Below are 17,451 nucleotides of genomic sequence, written 5' to 3'. Positions count from 1 at the left end.
CGGTGTCCCGTGCTTCCTTCGTGTTCGGCCTCGTGCACTCGCCAGTTTCACAAGCGGTGTCGTGTTTCTCGGGTTTCCCCTGTAGCCACTCTCTCTCGATGCGTCGACTATTCCTCCTGGTCGCGGCTCTCGGTGCCGCGCCTCTCCTCGGTTCTGCGCAAGGCACCAGAACCGACTATGCCCGCGCCGAGCAGTTGCTCAACTGGAACGCGAGCGAGCTGGTGATCGATGACGCGGTTCGGCCGCGCTTCATGGCGGGTGAGCGATTCTGGTATCGCAATCGCGGACCGAACGGGTACGTGTTCCTCGTGGTCGACATGGCAACGGGCACCAGGCGCCCCGCGTTTGACCACGCGCGTCTCGCGGCGTCGCTTTCGCAGGCGGCGGACACGGCGTTCGACCCGGCGAGGTTGCCGTTCCGGGATCTCGTGTGGGTGCAGAATGAAAGCGCGATCCGATTCTCGACCGGTCGCGCGAAGACCTGGACGTGCAGCGTGAGCACGTACGCCTGCGCCGGGCCGGACACGGTGCCCGTGAGCAAGCCGAGTGAGTCGCGCTCGCCGGATGGGCGACTGATCGTGTTCGAGCGGGGCGGCAACCTGTACCTCAGGCCGACCGATGGCTCGGCAAAGGAAGTTGCGCTCACGACCGATGGAACGCCGGAGTTCGGGTACGGGTTCACGACTGGCGGCACCAACACGGTCACCACGGCGCGCAACCGGACAGAGCAGGCGCCCACGCTGTCGTGGTCGCCGGACGGCCGGAAGATCGCCACGCACAAGTGGGACGTGCGTGGCGTGCGACAGATGTACCTGCTCGAGACAAAGAATCCCGGACCCGTGCTTCACTCCTACCGATATGCGCTGCCTTCGGACAGCGTCGTTCCGCGCTATGAGTTGCTGACCATCGACGTCGGGACGCGTGCCGTCACGAAGGTGGATCGCACGCCCATGGAAGCATCCAACACCACGTGCTGCTGGCTCTCCACGGCGGATACCGTATGGAAGGACGTGAAATGGAGCCCATCGAGCGACCGGCTGTTCTTCACCGTTGGGGCACGGAGCTTCCGTCAGTTGGAGCTGGTCAGCGCGGACGCGTCGACCGGGTCGAGCCAGCGCGTGCTCATGGAGAACGCGAAGACTTTCGTCGAAACCAACCAGAACTCCGGCGGCATCCCGAACTGGCGGCCGATCGCTGGCGGAAAGCAGGTCGTGTGGTGGTCGGAGCGCGATGGGTGGGGGCACCTGTACCGCGTCGACGCCGCGACCGGAGCCGTGATCAACCGGATCACGAGCGGTGACTGGATGGTGAGCGACCTGCTCGCGATCGATGAGACATTGGGTTGGGTGTACTTCACGGCGCGAGGGCGGGAGAAGGATCGCGATCCCTATTTCCGCCATCTCTATCGGGCGAAGCTCGACGGCTCGGCCATCGAGCTGCTCACGCCGGAAGACGCGGACCACGAAGTCACCATCGCTCCCTCGGGGAAGTTCGTGGTCGACGCGTATTCGCGCCCCGACGTCCCGCCGGTGTCGGTGATCCGACGACCCGACGGAACCAGGGTGGCAGAGCTGCAGAAGGCAGACATCTCGCGCCTGCTGGCGGCGGGTTGGCGGGCGCCACGGCCCTTCAGGGTCAAGGCGCGCGACAACACCACGGACCTCTACGGACTGCTGTGGTTCCCGGCCGGCTTCGACTCCACGAAGACGTACCCGATCGTCGACTACATCTATCCGGGGCCCCAGGTCGGGTCGTTAGGCGGCCGGCAGTTTCGCGCCACGGCCAACGGCAACGCCAATGCCCTCGCCGAGCTGGGGTTCTTTGTCGTGCAGGTGGACGCGATGGGGACGCCGGGACGGTCGAAGGCGTTTCACGACGCCTACTACGGCAACATGGCCGACAACGGCATCCCGGACCAGATCGCGACAATCAAGCAGCTCGCCGCACGCCACCGACAGATCGATATCGCGCGCGTGGGCATCTACGGACACTCGGGCGGTGGCTTCTCATCGACCGACGCAATCCTTCGGTACCCCGACTTCTTCAAGGTCGCCGTCTCGAGCGCCGGCAATCACGACAACCGGAGCTATGACTACACCTGGGGCGAGAAGTATCAGGGTCGGTGGACTCGACTCAGCGACTCGACCGACAACTTCGATTCCCAGTCGAACTGGCGCATCGCGAAGAACCTCAAGGGCAAACTCATGCTGTCGTACGGCACGCTCGACGACAACGTGCATCCTGTTGCCACGCAGCTCGTCATCGATGAGCTGATCAAGGCCAACCGGGACTTCGACCTTGTGGTGATGCCCAACCGGAACCACGGGTTTGCGAGCGAGCCGTACTGGGTGCGACGCACCTGGGACTACTTCGTCCGGCACCTGCTGGGCGTAGAGCCACCGGCGGGATACGAGATCCGACCCGCGGGTGGCGGCATGTAGATCCTGTGGAAGCGTGCTCCGCTCGGTGGATCGGCTGTGCACCGACAAGACTCACGGCGGCTGGAGGAGCGGCGTTGGAAAAGGGGCCCGGGCCGCCGATACACATCGGTGGCCGGCTGCGGCGTCATCACCAGCGGTGGAACAACGGCGACCGATCTGTCCCGGCCTTTCGCGCGTAGTATCATGCAGAGGGACTGTGGGGAACTCCCCGACCGACGTCGGGATTCCACCCCCTGTCCCGAACCCACAGCCCGGAGCGTTCCATGTTGATCCGCGTCACCCCGGAGCACGCCATCCCGTCGTCTGAAATCACTCCCGAAGGGGTGTACGAGGACCGGCGTACCTTCCTCAAGGACGCGGGGCTCCTGGGCGCTGGGCTCGCCGTGGCCCTCGCGGGCTCGCGCCGCGTCGGCGCGCAGGGCACCCAGGGAACGTCGATCGGTGGCGCCGAGCTCAAGGGCGAACTCACGCCCGAAGAGGACGTGACCAGCTACAACAACTTCTACGAGTTTGGCACCGGCAAGGACGATCCCAGGCCGAACGCGAAGAACCTCAAGACCAGGCCCTGGAGCATCAAGGTCGAGGGCATGGTGGCCAAGCCGGCCACGTACAACCTCGAGGACTTCGTCAAGCCGTCGAAGCTCGAGGACCGCATCTATCGCCATCGCTGCGTCGAAGCATGGTCGATGGTGATCCCGTGGCAGGGCTTCCCGATGGCGGATTTTGTCCGGCGGGTGGAGCCGCTCCCGTCGGCGAAGTACCTCGAGCTCACCACGCTCATGGACCCGAAGCAGATGCCCGGCCAGCGCTTCCCGGTGCTCGAGTGGCCGTACGTAGAGGCCCTGCGGCTGGACGAAGCGCTGAATCCGCTCGCGTTCTTCGTGACCGGCGTGTACGGCAAGACGCTGCCCAACCAGAACGGTGCACCGCTCCGGCACGTCGTTCCGTGGAAGTACGGCTTCAAGGGGTGCAAATCGATCGTGAAGGTGCGCTTCACCGACAAGCAGCCAACCACGGCGTGGAGCGTGGCAGCGCCTGACGAGTACGGGTTCTACGCCAACGTGAATCCTGACGTGGACCACCCGCGCTGGTCGCAGGCGCGTGAGCGCCGGATCGGTGAACTCCGACGCCGCGAGACCCTCATGTTCAACGGCTACGGCCAGCAGGTGGCGTCGCTGTATTCGGGCCTCGACCTCCGAAAGAACTACTGAGGAGCGTGACCACCTCGCGCTCGGCCGACCGCGCGACCACTCGGCCCCCGGTCACGCCTGGCGCTCACACCGCGCCGCCGAGTGATCGTCGGCCCGGCGAACGTGGACCGGTCGCGCCGTCCAGGGCTCATCCCACCAGCGAGCGCAGGGGCTCGGTGCCGCCGGACACCGCGACGCGCCGACCCAGGAGCTTCAAGCCACCAGGCTGGCTGCACCCGGTCATCATACTCCTCGCGCTCATTCCGTTCGCGTGGGTCGCGTGGGCGATGTGGTCCGACGTGTTCCAAGGCACGCGCCTGCTGGGCTCGGAGCCGATCAAGGAGAGCGAACATTTCACGGGGAAGTGGGCGCTCCGCTTCCTTCTGGCGAGCCTCGCGATCACGCCGCTCGTGCGCCTGGCGAAGGCCGGCTGGCTCGTTGCTTACCGGCGGAGCCTGGGTCTCGTGGCGTTCTTCTACGCCACGATCCACCTCACCATCTACTTCGGTCTCGACATCGAACTGATGTGGAGCAACCTGGTCGAGGACGTGCTCGATCGGACCTACATCACCCTGGGCATGACCGCGTTGCTGCTCCTTGTGCCGCTCGCGCTCACGTCGACCAAGGCATCGATCCGGTGGCTGGGCAACCGCCGATGGACGGCGATCCATCGGCTGGTGTACGTCTCCGTGGTGCTCGGCGTGATCCACTTCTACATGGCGGTCAAGCGCGACGTTCGCGAACCGTTGCTCTACGCGGCGATCCTCGCGACCCTGTTCGGGGTGCGGTGGTGGCTCCTCCGGCCGCGCGCCGGGCGTCAGGCGTCGTAGCGCGCGGTCACCGAGGACGTTAAGCTGTCGCGGTCGGCGCACGGCGCAACCGTGCGTCGCACGACCACGTCACCAGGTGCCACGAATCGACCTCCCTCGTGTCCCGTACCCTCAGTCTCTCCCTCTGTGCCCTGGGCACTGCGCTCATCAGCGTCGCGTACCTGTCCGCCTTCATTCCCGGGCGTCCGATGTGGGGCGCCTGGAGCATGATCTTCGGGCTGGCCTCGCTGTGCGTCGGTTGTCTTGCCCTGGGCGCATATCGGGCCGGGCGGCGCAGCGCGCTGCTCACCTGGTCGCTCGTCGTGAGCGCCGCGGCCATCGTGACGGGATTCGGGCTCGCACTCGCACTCACGCCCGCCGAAGCGCCCGGTGCGCGACTCGTGCTCGGATTTCCCGTGCGGACGGCCGCCGTGCTGTACCTCGTTGGCGTCGTGCCGCTGGTGCTGCTGCCGATGGTGTACGCGCTCACGTTCGATCGCCTGACGCTCACCGATGAGGACATCGCCCGCGTCCGCGCGGCGCGGCGGCCGGACGCCCGATGAGCCGGCCGATCGTTGCCGTGCAGGCTGCGGCGCTGCCGACCTTTGCCCAACCGCCGGTCATCGCGGCCATGCTGGCGTTCTTCGCCGCAACGATCGTCATCGGCTGGTGGGCCACTCGCCGCACGCGGACCACCGAGGACTTCTTTGTCGCGGGGCAGGGCCTCGGCATGCTCACGATGACGATCGCCGCCATGTCGGCGACGCTTTCCGGGTTTGCCTTCATCGGTGGCCCGGGGCTGGTGTACACGATCGGACTGGCCGCGATCTATGTGGTGCTACCCCTCTCGATCACCAATGCGCAGGGGGCCTGGGTGCTGGCCAAGCGCCTGCGGCTCCTCGCCGAGGTGCGGCCGATGCTCACGGTCCCTGATGCGATCGGGGCGCGGTATCGGTCGCCCGCCGCGCAGGGGCTTGCCGGCACGGCGATCGTGATCGCCGTCGTGGGCTACATGGCGACCAACCTGCTCGCCCTTGGGCTTGTCATCGACGCGGTTTTCGGGTCGGGCCTCGTGCCCGGCATCTGGATCGGGGCGCTGGTCACGCTCGCGTATTCCGTGGGCGGCGGGATCCTCGCCGGCGTCTACACCGACCTGTTTCAGGGGAGCGTGATGGCCATCGCGTCGCTCCTCGTGTTTGCGCTCGTGCTTCGCGTCGGTGGCGGAATGGACGGCATCTCGACCAGCCTCCTGGCGCACGACGCTGGTGTGATCGGCCCCTGGGGGAAGTCGAATCCACTGGCCGCGCTTTCGCTCTTCTTTGTGTTCGGCATCGGCACGCTGGGCCAGCCCCACGTCGTCCACAAGTTCTACATGCTACGCGACCCACGAAGGCTCAAGTGGTATCCGGTGGTGATGACCATCGCGATGTCGGTGACGCTGCTGCTGTTCATCGGCGTCGGGCTCGTGGTGAAGGCGCTGGTGCTGCGCGGCGACATGGCTCCTCTCGCGCGCGCGGATGACGCGACGCCTGCGTTCCTGCTGCGATTCGCCCCGGTCTGGCTCGCCGGCGTCGTGCTCGCCGGCGTGGCGGCCGCGATCATGAGTACGGTGAATGCCTTCATGAGTGTGGGAGCGGCGGCCATCACGCACGACATTCCGATCGGCCTCGGTCGCTCCCCCGCCCAGGGCCTGCGCGCCGGTCGGCTGGCCACGCTCGCGATCACCCTCGTATCCACGGTCGTCGCTGTGCAGTCGGGAACGCTGGTCGCCTTCCTCGGAATCTTCGGCTGGGGATTGTTTGCCTCGACGCTGGTCCCGGCCCTCGCCATCGGACTCAACTGGCCGATGGCCACGCGCCAGGGCGCGCTGGCGTCGATCACCACGGGGCTGACGGTCACGCTGGTCCTCGAGACCCTGGCGTACCTCAGGGTCTTCACCTTCCCCTCGGGCGTGACGGCGACCGCGCTGGCGCTGGTCAGCTCACTTGGCGTGTTCCTGGTGGTCTCGTGGGTCACGCGCGCCGATGCCCCGTCACAGATCGACCCCGACATACAGGCCGTGATGGACGTCTAGCGGGGCGAAAGACCGCCACTGCGGCCTCGCCAGCGGCGGACCGAAACCCGGAGCACGCGACGGCGGTAGGGATGGAACCACGCCCACTCCGCGCGCATCATGTCCACGCTGCTCCACGACCTCCGTTCGGCCCGGCGGCTGCTGACCAGGAACCTGACCTTCACCGGGATCGCCGTCCTCACCCTCGCGCTGGGCATCGGGCTCAACACGGCCGTCTTTTCGGTCATCGAGGCGCTGCTCCTTCGACCCATGCCGGCCGTTCGCGCGTCCGACGAGCTGGTGCAGATCTACCGCCACTGGCCCGGCATGGAGCATGGGTCGTCGTCGCCGCCAAACTGGATGGACCTGCGCGGCCGCACGACCGATGTGTTCGAGGGCCTCGCCACCTGGAGCTACACTCCGCTGAGTGTCTCGGCGAATGGGGCCTCGCAACGCGTCTTTGGGCAGATCGTTTCGGCGAACTACTTCAGCGTCCTGGGCGCCACGGCACAGAAGGGACGTTTGTTCGTCGCCGACGAAGACCGCAACCCTGGTGCCCACCCCGTGGTGGTGCTCTCGCACGCCACATGGCAGACGATGTTCGGCGGCGATCCCGCCATCGTCGGCAAGACCATCATCCTCAACGGCACGCAGTGGGAGATCGTGGGCGTGTCGCAGCCCGACCTGCGCTCTCCGATTCCGGTCGTCGCACCGGCGATGTGGGTGCCGCTCATGCAGATCGACCAGGCGGCACCCGACCGCCGCGGCGCCCTCGAGTTCCGCGGCAACAACTTCATGAACCTCATTGCGCGCGTGCGGCCCGGGGTCACCACGGCACAAGTGCGCGACCGGCTCAACGCCATACAGCAGCAGCTGATCGCCGAGTACCCCGACACATACAGAAACTCCGGCTGGACCGTCGTCCCGCAGTCGGAGGCCGGCATCCACCCGACCATGCGCACGGCGCAGGTTGGGCTCTCGGCGGTCGTCATGGGCGTCGTGGTGATGCTGCTGCTGATCGCCTGCGTCAACGTCGCGAACTTGTTCCTCGCGCGTGCGCGCGATCGCTGGCGAGAGATGGCCGTGCGCCTCAGCCTCGGCGCGCAACGCGCCACGCTCATCCGGCAGCTGCTCATCGAGAGCCTGGTCTTTGCGGCCGTGGCCGGGGCTGCTGGCCTCGCGATCGCGGCGTTCTCGATGTCGCTGCTCAACAGGATTCAGCTGCCGATGGACATCAATTTCACGCCCGACCTGAGGCTGAGCATGCCGGTGCTCGGCTTCACTCTCCTGGCCACGCTGGTGACCGGTGCCTTGTTCGGCATCGCGCCGGCCCTGCAGGCCACGCGACCATCTCTGATCCCCACGCTCAAGGGCGAAGCCCCTGCCGGCGACTCGCGCTCGCGGGCGAGCAAGACGCTGGTCGTCGCGCAGATGGCCCTGTCCCTGGTGCTCCTTGTTGGAGCCGGGCTGTTCCTGCGCAACCTTCAGGCGGCGACCACCATCGACAAAGGCTTCGCTGGCGGCAACATGCTCCTCGCCGATTTCGACCTCGGCCTGCAGGGCTACGAGCCTGCGCGCGCACGGCAGTTCCAGCAGCAGCTCGTCGATCGGCTTTCGCAGTCGCCGAATGTGACGGGTGCAAGCCTCAGTGCCACGCTGCCCCTCGGGCTCAACAACAGCGACAGTCGCGTGACCATTCCAGGCTATGCGCCCGCTGCGGACGAAGACATGAGCGTCCGCTGGGACAAGGTCTCCACGGACTACTTCCGCACCATGGGGATCAGGCTCACCAGTGGCCGCCCGTTTGTCGCGGCGGACGACAGCACAGCACCACGCGTCGTGGTCGTGAATCAGCGATTCGTCGAACGGTTCTGGCCCGGTCAGGAGGCCGTGGGAAAGACCTTCCGCACTCGAGGGCAGGACCGCGTCGTGGTGGGCGTCGTTCCAACGGGCAAATACCAGTCACTCGGCGAGGCGCCTCGCGCGTTCATGTTCTTCCCGATCCTCCAGGATCCCGATAACTCGTTCACGCTGGAACTGCGCACGCGCGATGACCCATCGCTCGTCGTTGCCACCCTGCGCTCGGAGGTCGCCGCACTCGATCCCAACCTGCCGGTCTCGAACGTGCGCACCATGGACTCACACCTGGGCCTGACGCTCTTGCCCGCGCGGCTTGCTGGCGGCGCGCTGGCCGTGTTCGGTGTGCTCGGTCTCATCCTCGCCTCCGTCGGCATCTATGGCGTGATGTCGTATTCGGTGGCGCAGCGCACGCGCGAGATCGGGATACGCATGGCGATCGGCGCCCCTCGTGGCGAAGTCGTCGGTCTGGTGATGAAGCAGGGACTCTGGCTCGTGGCGATCGGCGGCGGCATCGGCATCGTGGCCGCGCTCGGCGCATCGCAGTTGCTTCGGGGGATTCTATACGGATCCAGCGCCGTGGATCCGCTCACGTTCATCGGCGTTCCGCTCCTCCTCACGGCGGTCGCAGCGCTGGCCATTTGGGTGCCAGCGAGGCGGGCGGCAAGCGTCGACCCCGTGACGGCGATCAAGAGCGAATAGGGCCACGGCCTCACTGGGAAATGGGGGGATTCGCCCCCTAGCGAAACACGGGGCGTCACGCGATGCTTGGCACGCGGTGACCCCCGGTTCGCGAAGCGGACACGGGGGCGATTTCCTCCACATTCTCCTGCCCGCCACGAGGCGCTCCAGTCCCATGGCCCTGTCGATTCCCGGTCTGAACGCAGACGTTCTTTCCAAGCTCAAGAACGGCGACCTCTCCGCGTTCGAGTCCCTGTTCCGCGCGGCGTATCCCGCGCTGCTCGCCAAGGCGCGCGAAGTGCTCGACGACGACTCCGCCGCGGCGCGAGTGGTGGAGCGCTTCTTCCCGCGGCTCTTCGCTGATCGTACGGCGTTCACAACGCCCGACGCTTTTGCCTCTGCCGTCGAAGGCGGCCTTCACGAGGCTGCGGTTCGCGAACGCAGTCGCCTTGCAGGCATCCGCAAGCGTGACGACGGCGGCAAGAAGGCCACGACCGCGGCACCGTCGGCCGACGAGGTCTGGGGCAAGGTGCTGGCCACGATCCAGGGGCCCACGGCCGAAGCCATCGCGCAGGCCAACCAGATGAAGGATCGGCTGGCGCATCAGTCGGCGGGGCACATCAAGCAGATGACGAAGACCACGCCGTGGTACATCCGCGCCGGCGCCCTCGTCCTGCTGCTCGGCACCGTCGGCGGCATTCTCTACGTCTTCCAGAAGTCCGGCGAAAAGGGTCGCCTCCAGCGTCAGATCGCGGCTGCGGTCAAGGACGTGAAAACGGGCACGGGCCAGCGTGGCAACGTCACGCTCGACGACGGCACCAAGGCCATGTTTGGCGCTGACACGCGCGTGACGATCCCCGAAAAGTTCGACGAGACGCACCGTGGCGTTGGCCTCGAAGGGGTCGCGGAGTTCACGCCGTCGCAGAACGCCACGCTCCCGTTCCAGGTGCTCTCTGGCAACGTGCTCCTCACCTCGGCCGGCGCCGAGACCTTTGCCGTGCACCACTACAAGGACGACCCTTCCGTCGTGATCCGCGTAAAGGCTGGCACGGTGAAGGTCGAAGTGCAGGATCCCAACCCGAGCGAACAGACGCTCACCGCGGGCCAGGCGCTCGTCGTGACGCCGGATGGCAAGACCTCGGAGCCCGGCCCAAATCAGCTCGCTGAGGCTTTCGGCTACGTGGACGGCACGTTCGCGATCGACCAGAAGTCGCTCAAGCACACGCTGGCCGAAATCAAGAAGTGGTACGGCACGGAGCTGTACCTCAAGGACACGACAGCCGGTACCCGCGTCATCTCCGTGACGGCCCCCCTCGGTTCCACCACGGACGCGATCAAGGCGATCGAGACCGCATCCGGGCTCGTGTTCGGGTGGGAAGGCCAGACCATGGTGCTGAAGGAGCCGGACCCCAAGGCAGCGAAGGGCAAGAAGAAGTAGGTCGCACCTGGAGGAGGGTTCGCACTGGCCCTCCTCCCGCCCGTGCGGAGTCACGTAGAATCCGGCGTGCCCGCGCCCCGCACCTCCTTCAGCGCTTTCGCCGTTGCCGCGCCTGGTCTGGCGGCGCTCGTCGGTGAGGAACTCCGAGATCTCGGCGCCGACGTCACCCAGGTGGATGACGCCGGCGTTTCGTTTGCCGCCGATCACGCCGCGCTCTACCGCGCCAACATCGGGTCACGCATCGCAAGCCGCATCGTCGTGCGTGCTGCGTCGTTCAGGGCTGCGCACTTCTCGGAGCTCGAAAAGCGCGCGCGGGCCGTCGATTGGGAGCGATGGATCGCGCCCGGACGACCAGTGATGGTGCGCGCATCGTCGCGTAAGTCACGGCTGTTCCACACCGGGGGTATCGCCGAGCGTGCATGCGAGGCCATCGCGCACTCCGTCGGTGAAGTGAGGCGCGACGAGGCGGTCGACGATGACGACGACGTGGGCGACGCCCAGCTCGTGATCGTGCGACTCGAGCGCGACCAGTGCACCATCTCGATCGACAGCTCGGGTGCCCTGCTGCACCGGCGTGGATATCGCCAGGCCGTGGCCAAGGCACCCCTGCGCGAGACGCTGGCGGCCGCGATACTCCGTGCGGCGGGCTACACCGGGGGAGCACCCCTCGTCGACCCGTGCTGCGGATCGGGCACCATTCCGATCGAGGCCGCGATGATCGCCAGGCACATGGCTCCGGGCCTGCAGCGGACGTTTGCCTTCGAACGATGGCCGTCGTTCGCCTCGAAGGCGTGGGGCACGGTGCAGGAACGCGCACGAGACGCGGTGCGCGCGACGGGTCTCCCGACCATCGTGGGCACTGACCGAGATGCCGGGGCCATCGAGGCTGCACGCGCAAACGCCGCGCGAGCGGGAGTCGCTGACGACATCGTGTTCGATCGGCGCCCGCTTTCCCGCAGCGAGCCGCCGTCCGGGGCAGCGGGGCTCCTGGTCAGCAATCCCCCGTACGGGGCCAGGATCGGCGACCCCGAGGCCCTGAGGAGCCTATATGCTGCGTTCGGGGCACATGCACGAGGGTTATTCGCCGGTTGGCGCGTCGCCCTTCTCGCCACCGACCCCAGGCTCGTGGGGCAGGCGCGCCTCGGGCTCCGGCCTGTCCTTCGCACCGTCAACGGGGGCATTCGCGTGTCACTGTTCGCGTAGGTCGGCGCGGACCCGTGCCCGTGCGGGCGCCACGCGACTGCCCCGCTCGGGGACGAAGGTGTGCGCCGCGGACCCGCGCGCGTGCGGGCGCCATACCGACGCGCGCCACCGCTCCGTTCCACGGGCGCCGGGCAGTGCTGCGTCCCGTGCGGGCGACCGACCGCCGCGTGTGTGCCGCGGCCCGCGCTCATCGTGACCCAAGCTGCGCTGCGGGTTAGATTTGCACCCCATGAGCACCCCGATCATCGGCGTCTATAACGACGCCCACGTTGCCGAGCTCTACGAGGCGTTCCGGCGCGATCCCTCGTCTGTTGAAGAGTCGTGGCGCCAGTACTTCCAGTTCGCGCTTTCGCTGTCGGGTGGTGGTGCCGTTGCCGCCGCACCCGTGGTAGGGAGCGCAACGACGGACGCCGCCACGTTGCGCAAGGTAGCGGGCGCGGCGGCGCTTATCGATGCCATCCGCCACTACGGCCACCTCGCCGTGCACGTGGACCCGTTAGGCTCGGCGCCGAGCGGGGCGGCGGAGCTGAGCGCGGAGTTCCACGGCATCACTGAAGCCGACCTGGCCCAGGTGCCGGCCACCGCCCTCGGCCACGCGAGCGGCACCGCGGCAGACGTGGCGCGAACGCTCAGGGCGATCTACGCCGGCCGTGTGGGCTACGAAGTCGGTCACCTCGAAGAGGACAACGAGCGCGAGTGGTTCCGCGAGGCGATCGAGGGAGGCGCGTACAGCGCCGGGCTCTCGACCGAGTCGAAGGTGGCGCTGCTCGAACGGCTCACGCAGGTCGATGGACTCGAGCGTTTCATCGCACGCGCGTACCCCAACGTCAAGCGCTTCTCGATCGAGGGCACCGACGCGATGGTGCCCATGCTCGATACGGCGATCGACGAGGCGGCAAAGCGCGGGGCACAGGACGTGGTGATCGGCATGGCGCACCGCGGCCGGCTGAACGTGCTCGTGCACATGCTCGACAAGCCGTACGAGAAGCTCTTCAACGAGTTTGACGGCAAGCACGCCGACCACGCCGACAGCGAGACCGGCGACGTGAAGTACCACCTCGGCGCCCAGACCGTGCGCGCCACATCGAGCGGCCGCGACGTGCGCGTGGCGCTCGTGCCCAATCCGAGCCACCTCGAAGTCGTGAACCCCGTACTCACCGGCGTGGCGCGCGCGACGATCGAGGCCGGGACATCGGGCGACGCCGCGGTGCTCGCGGTGGTGATCCACGGCGACGCGGCCTTTCCCGGCGAAGGCGTGGTGGCCGAGACCTTCAACATGTCGCGCCTGCCCGGCTACCGGGTCGGTGGGTCGCTGCACATCATCGCGAACAACCAGGTGGGCTTTACCACCAACCCGTCCGATGCGCGCTCGACGTGGTATGCCAGCGACCTCGCCAAGGGCTTCGAGGTCCCGATCGTGCATGTCAACGCCGATGACGCTGAGGCGTGTCTCTCGGCCGTCCGCCTCGGCATCGCTTACCGCGAGAAGTTCGGCAAGGATTTCCTGATCGATCTCGTGGGCTATCGGCGCTGGGGGCACAACGAGGGCGACGAGCCTACCTACACGCAGCCAAAGCTCTACGCCACCATCCGCCAGCACCCGACGCTCCGCCAGATCTGGGGAAAGGCGCTGGTCGACGGCGGCATCATGCCGCAGGAACGCGTGGACGCCATCGACGCCGCGTTCCAGAAGAAGATGGACGACGCGCTGACATCGTCCCGTGAACACGACGTGCACGCGGACGACGACGAGTTGGAGATCGAGGTCCGCAAGGGCACGCCTTCGTCGATGCCGGCCATCGAGACGGCGGTGCGCGCCGAGTCGCTGGTCGCGCTCAACGAGCAGCTCCTTGCCTGGCCGGCGTCGCATACGCCACACCCGCGGCTCGCCAAGCAGCTCGAGCGTCGTCGCGAGGCCATGGGCGAAGCCGGTGGCATCGACTGGGGGCACGCCGAGGCCCTCGCGTTTGCCTCGCTCCTCACCGAAGGCGTGAACGTGCGCCTCACAGGTCAGGACGCCGAGCGCGGGACGTTTTCGCACCGTCACGCCGTACTGAACGATGTGAACACCGGCGCCAAGTACACGCCCCTCCAGCACCTCCCGAACGTCTCGGCGCGGTTCGACGTCCACAACTCGCCCCTCACCGAACTGGCCGTCCTCGGCTTCGAGTACGGGTACAGCGTGCAGGCGCGCGACGCGCTGGTGCTCTGGGAAGCGCAGTTTGGCGACTTTGCCAACATGGCCGCGCCGATCATCGACCAGTTCATCGCCGCCGACCGCGCGAAGTGGAGCCAGGATTCGTCAGTCGTCATGCTCCTGCCGCACGGCTACGAGGGGCAGGGGCCGGAGCATTCCTCGGCGCGCCTCGAACGCTTCCTGCAGCTTTGCGCCGAAGGCAACCTGCGCGTCGCCTACCCCACGTCGCCCGCGCAGTACTTCCACATCCTGCGGCGTCAGGCGCATCTCCCGGTCAAGCGGCCGCTCGTGCTCATGCAGCCCAAAAGCATGCTGCGCCTCCCGGTTGCAACCAGCACGCTGGAGCAGCTCACGGCGGGTCGATTCATGCCCGTGCTCGACGATCCGTTCGTGCGCAACCGGGATGAAGTCACGCGCCTCGTCTTCTGCACTGGCAAGATCTACTACGACCTGACGGGCAAGGATCACCCGGGGCACCTCGCGGTGGTGCGCGTCGAGCAGCTGTATCCGTGGCCGCACGAGGAGGTCTCGCGCATCGTCGACCTGTACCCGAACATCGCCGAGATCGTGTGGGCACAGGAAGAGCCAAAGAACATGGGCGCCTGGAGCTACGTCGCGCCGCGGTTGCGGGCGTCGGCGGGCAACGCGCTGATCATCCGCTACATCGGGCGCCCCGAACGGGCGAGCCCCGCCGAAGGGTACGCGTCCTCGCACCAGGTCGAACAGGCGCGCATCGTCGGTGACGTGCACGCGGCGCCGATCGTGCCGCGCGGGCGCCCGCCGGCCATGCGCTGATCGCCGCGCCCGGACTCGGGCGCACCACCACCACGTCGTCAGCGACGAGAGATGTCGATCCCTTGCTCCCTCACCGCTCCAGGCGCCTCACGGTTCCTGGAGCGTTTGATCCCTTGGAGTTGCGCGGCTGCCGCCGCGTTGGTGGTCACGGCGACCATATCGAGCACGCCGGTCATGGCCCAGGAGCGCGGCGCCGCGGCGCTGGCGCCGCTCGTCCGAAGCCTTGGCACCAACGTGCGCGTGCTCATGATCGCCGCGCACCCGGACGATGAGGACACTCAGCTCCTCACCTGGCTCGCCCGCGGGCGCGGCGTCGAGACGGCGTACCTCGCACTGACACGGGGCGACGGCGGCCAGAACATCATCGGCAACGAACTGGGCGAGCCGCTGGGCGCCATCCGCACCGAGGAACTCCTCGCCGCCCGTCGCATGGACGGCGCGCGCCAGTACTTCACGCGTGCGTTCGATTTCGGGTTCTCGAAGAACGCCGAGGAGACCCTCACGCAGTGGTCGCGCGACTCGGTGTTTCGGGACGTGGTGACCGTGGTCCGTGCGTTCCGCCCGCACGTGATCGTCTCCGTGTTCTCCGGCACGCCGGCCGACGGCCATGGGCACCACCAGGTCGCCGGCATCCTCGCGCGCGACGCGTATGACCTGAGCGCTGATACCGTGCGCTTCCCGCGAAGCGCAACCGCGGGTCTGGGGCCGTGGACGGTGTCCAAGTTCTATCGCGGCGCGTTCTTCAGGAATCAGAGTCGCGCGACGATCCGTGTAAACGTTGGCGAGTTCGATCCCGTGACAGGCCGCTCGTACGCCGAAGTCGCCGCGGACTCCCGCTCGCAGCACAAGTCCCAGGCGATGGGCGCGTTGCAGCCCAGGGGAGCGCGCTTCGATCAGTTGGAGCGTGAAGCGACGCGGGTTGGTCCTGCCGACGCCTCGTCGGAGCGCTCGATCTTTGACGGCATCGATACCACGTGGGCTCGCTTCCGCACCGTCGCGCGCACGCCGGCGCAGCGTGCTGCCCTGGACTCGCTGGCCGCCGATTTCGCGGCAGCGCGCGCTTCGCTCGATCTCCTTCGTCCGGCCAGCGTGGTCCCCGCGCTCGCCAGGTTGCAACGGACGCTGCTCGACGTGTGTCGGGCCGCCCCGGCAGACAACCCATGCGATGCGCCAACCTCCGCCGGGCGCGACGCGAGGACCGGCGACCTGCGAGCTTCCATGGAGGTCGCAAGGGGGCGTGTTGAACAGGCGCTGGCGCTGGCGAGTGGCGTGGCGATCGAGGTCACCGCGGCGCGCGACGTGTGGGCAGTGGGTGAACCATTCCGCGCGGCGTGGACGGCGTACAACCGTGGCACCCTGCCGGTTCGCCTGACGCGACGCGAACTTCTGGTGCCGGGAGCCGATTCGTCCGCGATCGGCGGCGACGCCCGGGCCATCGCGCCGGACTCCGCGCTGCGGGACTCGGTGTCGATCACGATGCTGCGCACGAGCCAGCCGTGGTGGCTCGAGCGCGCGCGACAGGGCCCGATGTTCGCGATGCCCGCTCGTCCAGATGACGAGGCGGCGCAATCGTCCTCGCCCAGCGTGATTTCGTTCTTCGACGTAGAGGGCGCCAGCTTCCGTCTCACGACTCCGGCCACCTGGCGGTTCGCGGACCCGGTGCGTGGCGAGGTCAATCGACCCGTGGTGGCTGCGCCCGCCATCACGCTCACCCTGTCGCGGGCCGTGGAGTACGCGCCGGCCAGCACTCCCATCCAGCGCACGATCGACGTCGAAGTCCGGTCGCACTCGAGTGAAGCGCGCGAAGCAGAAGTGCGGCTCGCGCTGCCTCCAGGTCTTGTGGCCGACAGCGCGTCGCGGCGCGTGTCGCTCACCGGGCAACGCGCGAGGTCGAACGGTGCCGGAACTTCGCGCACGGTCACGTTCACGCTACGCGGACAGCTGGCCGCGGGGCGCCACGAGATCTCGGCGATGGTCACGAGCGGCGGCACGACGTTCACGACCGGCTACTCCGAGGTCGCGTACGATCACATCCACACGCAGCGCCTCTACCGCCCCGCAACGCTCGCGATCAACGCGGTCGACCTGCGCCTGCCACGCTCTGCCGTCGTTGGCTACATCGCCGGTGTCGGCGACAACATCGCTCCCGTCCTGCAGCAGCTCGGACTCGACGTCACGGTGCTCGATCCGGCGGCGCTGCCGCGTGCCGACCTCTCGCGCTTCACGTCGATCGTCGTGGGAACACGCGCTTACGAGGCACACCCCGCGCTCGTGGCCAACAACGCCAGGCTCCTCGACTACGCAAGGAATGGCGGCACGCTCGTCGTGCAGTACGGCCAGTACGAGATGACCCAGCCCGGGATCATGCCCTACCCGATCACGCTGGCTCGCCCCGCGGATCGGGTGACCGTGGAAGCGGCGCCGGTAACGATCCTCGATCCCGCGGCGCCGGTTCTCAACGCACCGAACCGGATCACCGCGAAGGACTTCGACGGCTGGGTGCAGGATCGCTCGCTCTATTCTCCACGCACCTTTGATGCGGCCTACACGCCGCTGCTCGAACTCCACGATCCGTCGGAGCCAGAGAATCGTGGCGCGCTCCTCGTTGCGCCACTCGGTCGCGGAACGTACGTCTACACCACCCTCGCGTTCTTCCGGCAGCTGCCCAACGGGGTACCCGGGGCCGCGCGGCTGTTCGTGAATCTTCTCGGCGCCGGGGCTGCGCGCATCGCCCAGTAGGTCCACGCCTTTCATATCATTCGTCCATCCTTCTTCCCGAGTCCACGT

The 17,451-nt window shown here is 67.6% G+C and carries 10 protein-coding genes; all 10 read left to right on the top strand.

Going from position 1 to position 17,451, the window contains the following annotated elements; all coding sequences use genetic code 11:
- The first annotated feature begins 98 nt into the window (after window positions 1-98).
- The 10 genes from IT361_03255 to IT361_03210 all read left to right on the top strand — a co-directional run bounded on the left by IT361_03255 (window position 99) and on the right by IT361_03210 (window position 17,403).
- A complete protein-coding gene (locus tag IT361_03255) occupies window positions 99-2,441 on the top strand; it encodes a DPP IV N-terminal domain-containing protein (GenBank protein MCC6316686.1) in 2,343 nt (780 codons plus the stop codon).
- Window positions 2,442-2,704: 263 nt separating this feature from the next.
- On the top strand, window positions 2,705-3,652 hold the full coding sequence (gene msrP, locus IT361_03250) for a protein-methionine-sulfoxide reductase catalytic subunit MsrP (protein MCC6316685.1): 948 nt from the start codon (window positions 2,705-2,707) through the stop codon (window positions 3,650-3,652).
- A 266-nt stretch (window positions 3,653-3,918) separates the two neighbouring features.
- Complete coding sequence (locus IT361_03245) at window positions 3,919-4,461, top strand: sulfoxide reductase heme-binding subunit YedZ (GenBank protein ID MCC6316684.1); 543 nt, start codon at window positions 3,919-3,921, stop codon at window positions 4,459-4,461.
- 98 nt (window positions 4,462-4,559) lie between these two features.
- Complete coding sequence (locus IT361_03240; protein MCC6316683.1) at window positions 4,560-5,003, top strand: hypothetical protein; 444 nt, start codon at window positions 4,560-4,562, stop codon at window positions 5,001-5,003.
- Window positions 5,000-6,514, top strand: coding sequence for a sodium/proline symporter (locus tag IT361_03235; protein ID MCC6316682.1), 1,515 nt, complete (start codon window positions 5,000-5,002; stop codon window positions 6,512-6,514). The genes IT361_03240 and IT361_03235 overlap by 4 nt, the downstream gene beginning before the upstream one ends.
- 99 nt (window positions 6,515-6,613) lie before the next feature.
- The gene (locus tag IT361_03230; protein ID MCC6316681.1) at window positions 6,614-9,052 is read left to right on the top strand and encodes an ABC transporter permease; all 2,439 of its coding nucleotides are present in this window, start codon (window positions 6,614-6,616) and stop codon (window positions 9,050-9,052) included.
- A gap of 154 nt (window positions 9,053-9,206) precedes the next feature.
- Window positions 9,207-10,469 (top strand): FecR domain-containing protein, encoded by a 1,263-nt coding sequence (locus IT361_03225; GenBank protein ID MCC6316680.1) that lies wholly within the window; start codon window positions 9,207-9,209, stop codon window positions 10,467-10,469.
- Between the two features lie 66 nt (window positions 10,470-10,535).
- Window positions 10,536-11,672, top strand: coding sequence for a class I SAM-dependent RNA methyltransferase (locus IT361_03220; GenBank protein MCC6316679.1), 1,137 nt, complete (start codon window positions 10,536-10,538; stop codon window positions 11,670-11,672).
- Window positions 11,673-11,901: 229 nt separating this feature from the next.
- Window positions 11,902-14,664, top strand: coding sequence for a 2-oxoglutarate dehydrogenase E1 component (locus tag IT361_03215; protein MCC6316678.1), 2,763 nt, complete (start codon window positions 11,902-11,904; stop codon window positions 14,662-14,664).
- A 174-nt stretch (window positions 14,665-14,838) separates the two neighbouring features.
- The gene (locus IT361_03210) at window positions 14,839-17,403 is read left to right on the top strand and encodes a PIG-L family deacetylase (protein ID MCC6316677.1); all 2,565 of its coding nucleotides are present in this window, start codon (window positions 14,839-14,841) and stop codon (window positions 17,401-17,403) included.
- The last annotated feature ends 48 nt before the right edge of the window (window positions 17,404-17,451 follow it).

This window comes from Gemmatimonadaceae bacterium (genome assembly GCA_020846935.1).
Taxonomy (GTDB): domain Bacteria; phylum Gemmatimonadota; class Gemmatimonadetes; order Gemmatimonadales; family Gemmatimonadaceae; genus RBC101.
Note: the sequence above shows the minus strand (reverse complement) of the source record. Positions and strands in the feature narration are given on the sequence as shown.

What these genes read in the sequence shown, in the direction of transcription:
- IT361_03230 (MCC6316681.1), top strand. Translation starts at nt 6,614, where the DNA reads ATGTCCACGCTGCTCCACGACCTCCGTTCGGCCCGGCGGCTGCTGACC.
- IT361_03255 (MCC6316686.1), top strand. Translation starts at nt 99, where the DNA reads ATGCGTCGACTATTCCTCCTGGTCGCGGCTCTCGGTGCCGCGCCTCTC.
- IT361_03225 (MCC6316680.1), top strand. Translation starts at nt 9,207, where the DNA reads ATGGCCCTGTCGATTCCCGGTCTGAACGCAGACGTTCTTTCCAAGCTC.
- IT361_03245 (MCC6316684.1), top strand. Translation starts at nt 3,919, where the DNA reads ATGTGGTCCGACGTGTTCCAAGGCACGCGCCTGCTGGGCTCGGAGCCG.
- IT361_03210 (MCC6316677.1), top strand. Translation starts at nt 14,839, where the DNA reads ATGGCCCAGGAGCGCGGCGCCGCGGCGCTGGCGCCGCTCGTCCGAAGC.
- IT361_03215 (MCC6316678.1), top strand. Translation starts at nt 11,902, where the DNA reads ATGAGCACCCCGATCATCGGCGTCTATAACGACGCCCACGTTGCCGAG.
- msrP (MCC6316685.1), top strand. Translation starts at nt 2,705, where the DNA reads ATGTTGATCCGCGTCACCCCGGAGCACGCCATCCCGTCGTCTGAAATC.
- IT361_03235 (MCC6316682.1), top strand. Translation starts at nt 5,000, where the DNA reads ATGAGCCGGCCGATCGTTGCCGTGCAGGCTGCGGCGCTGCCGACCTTT.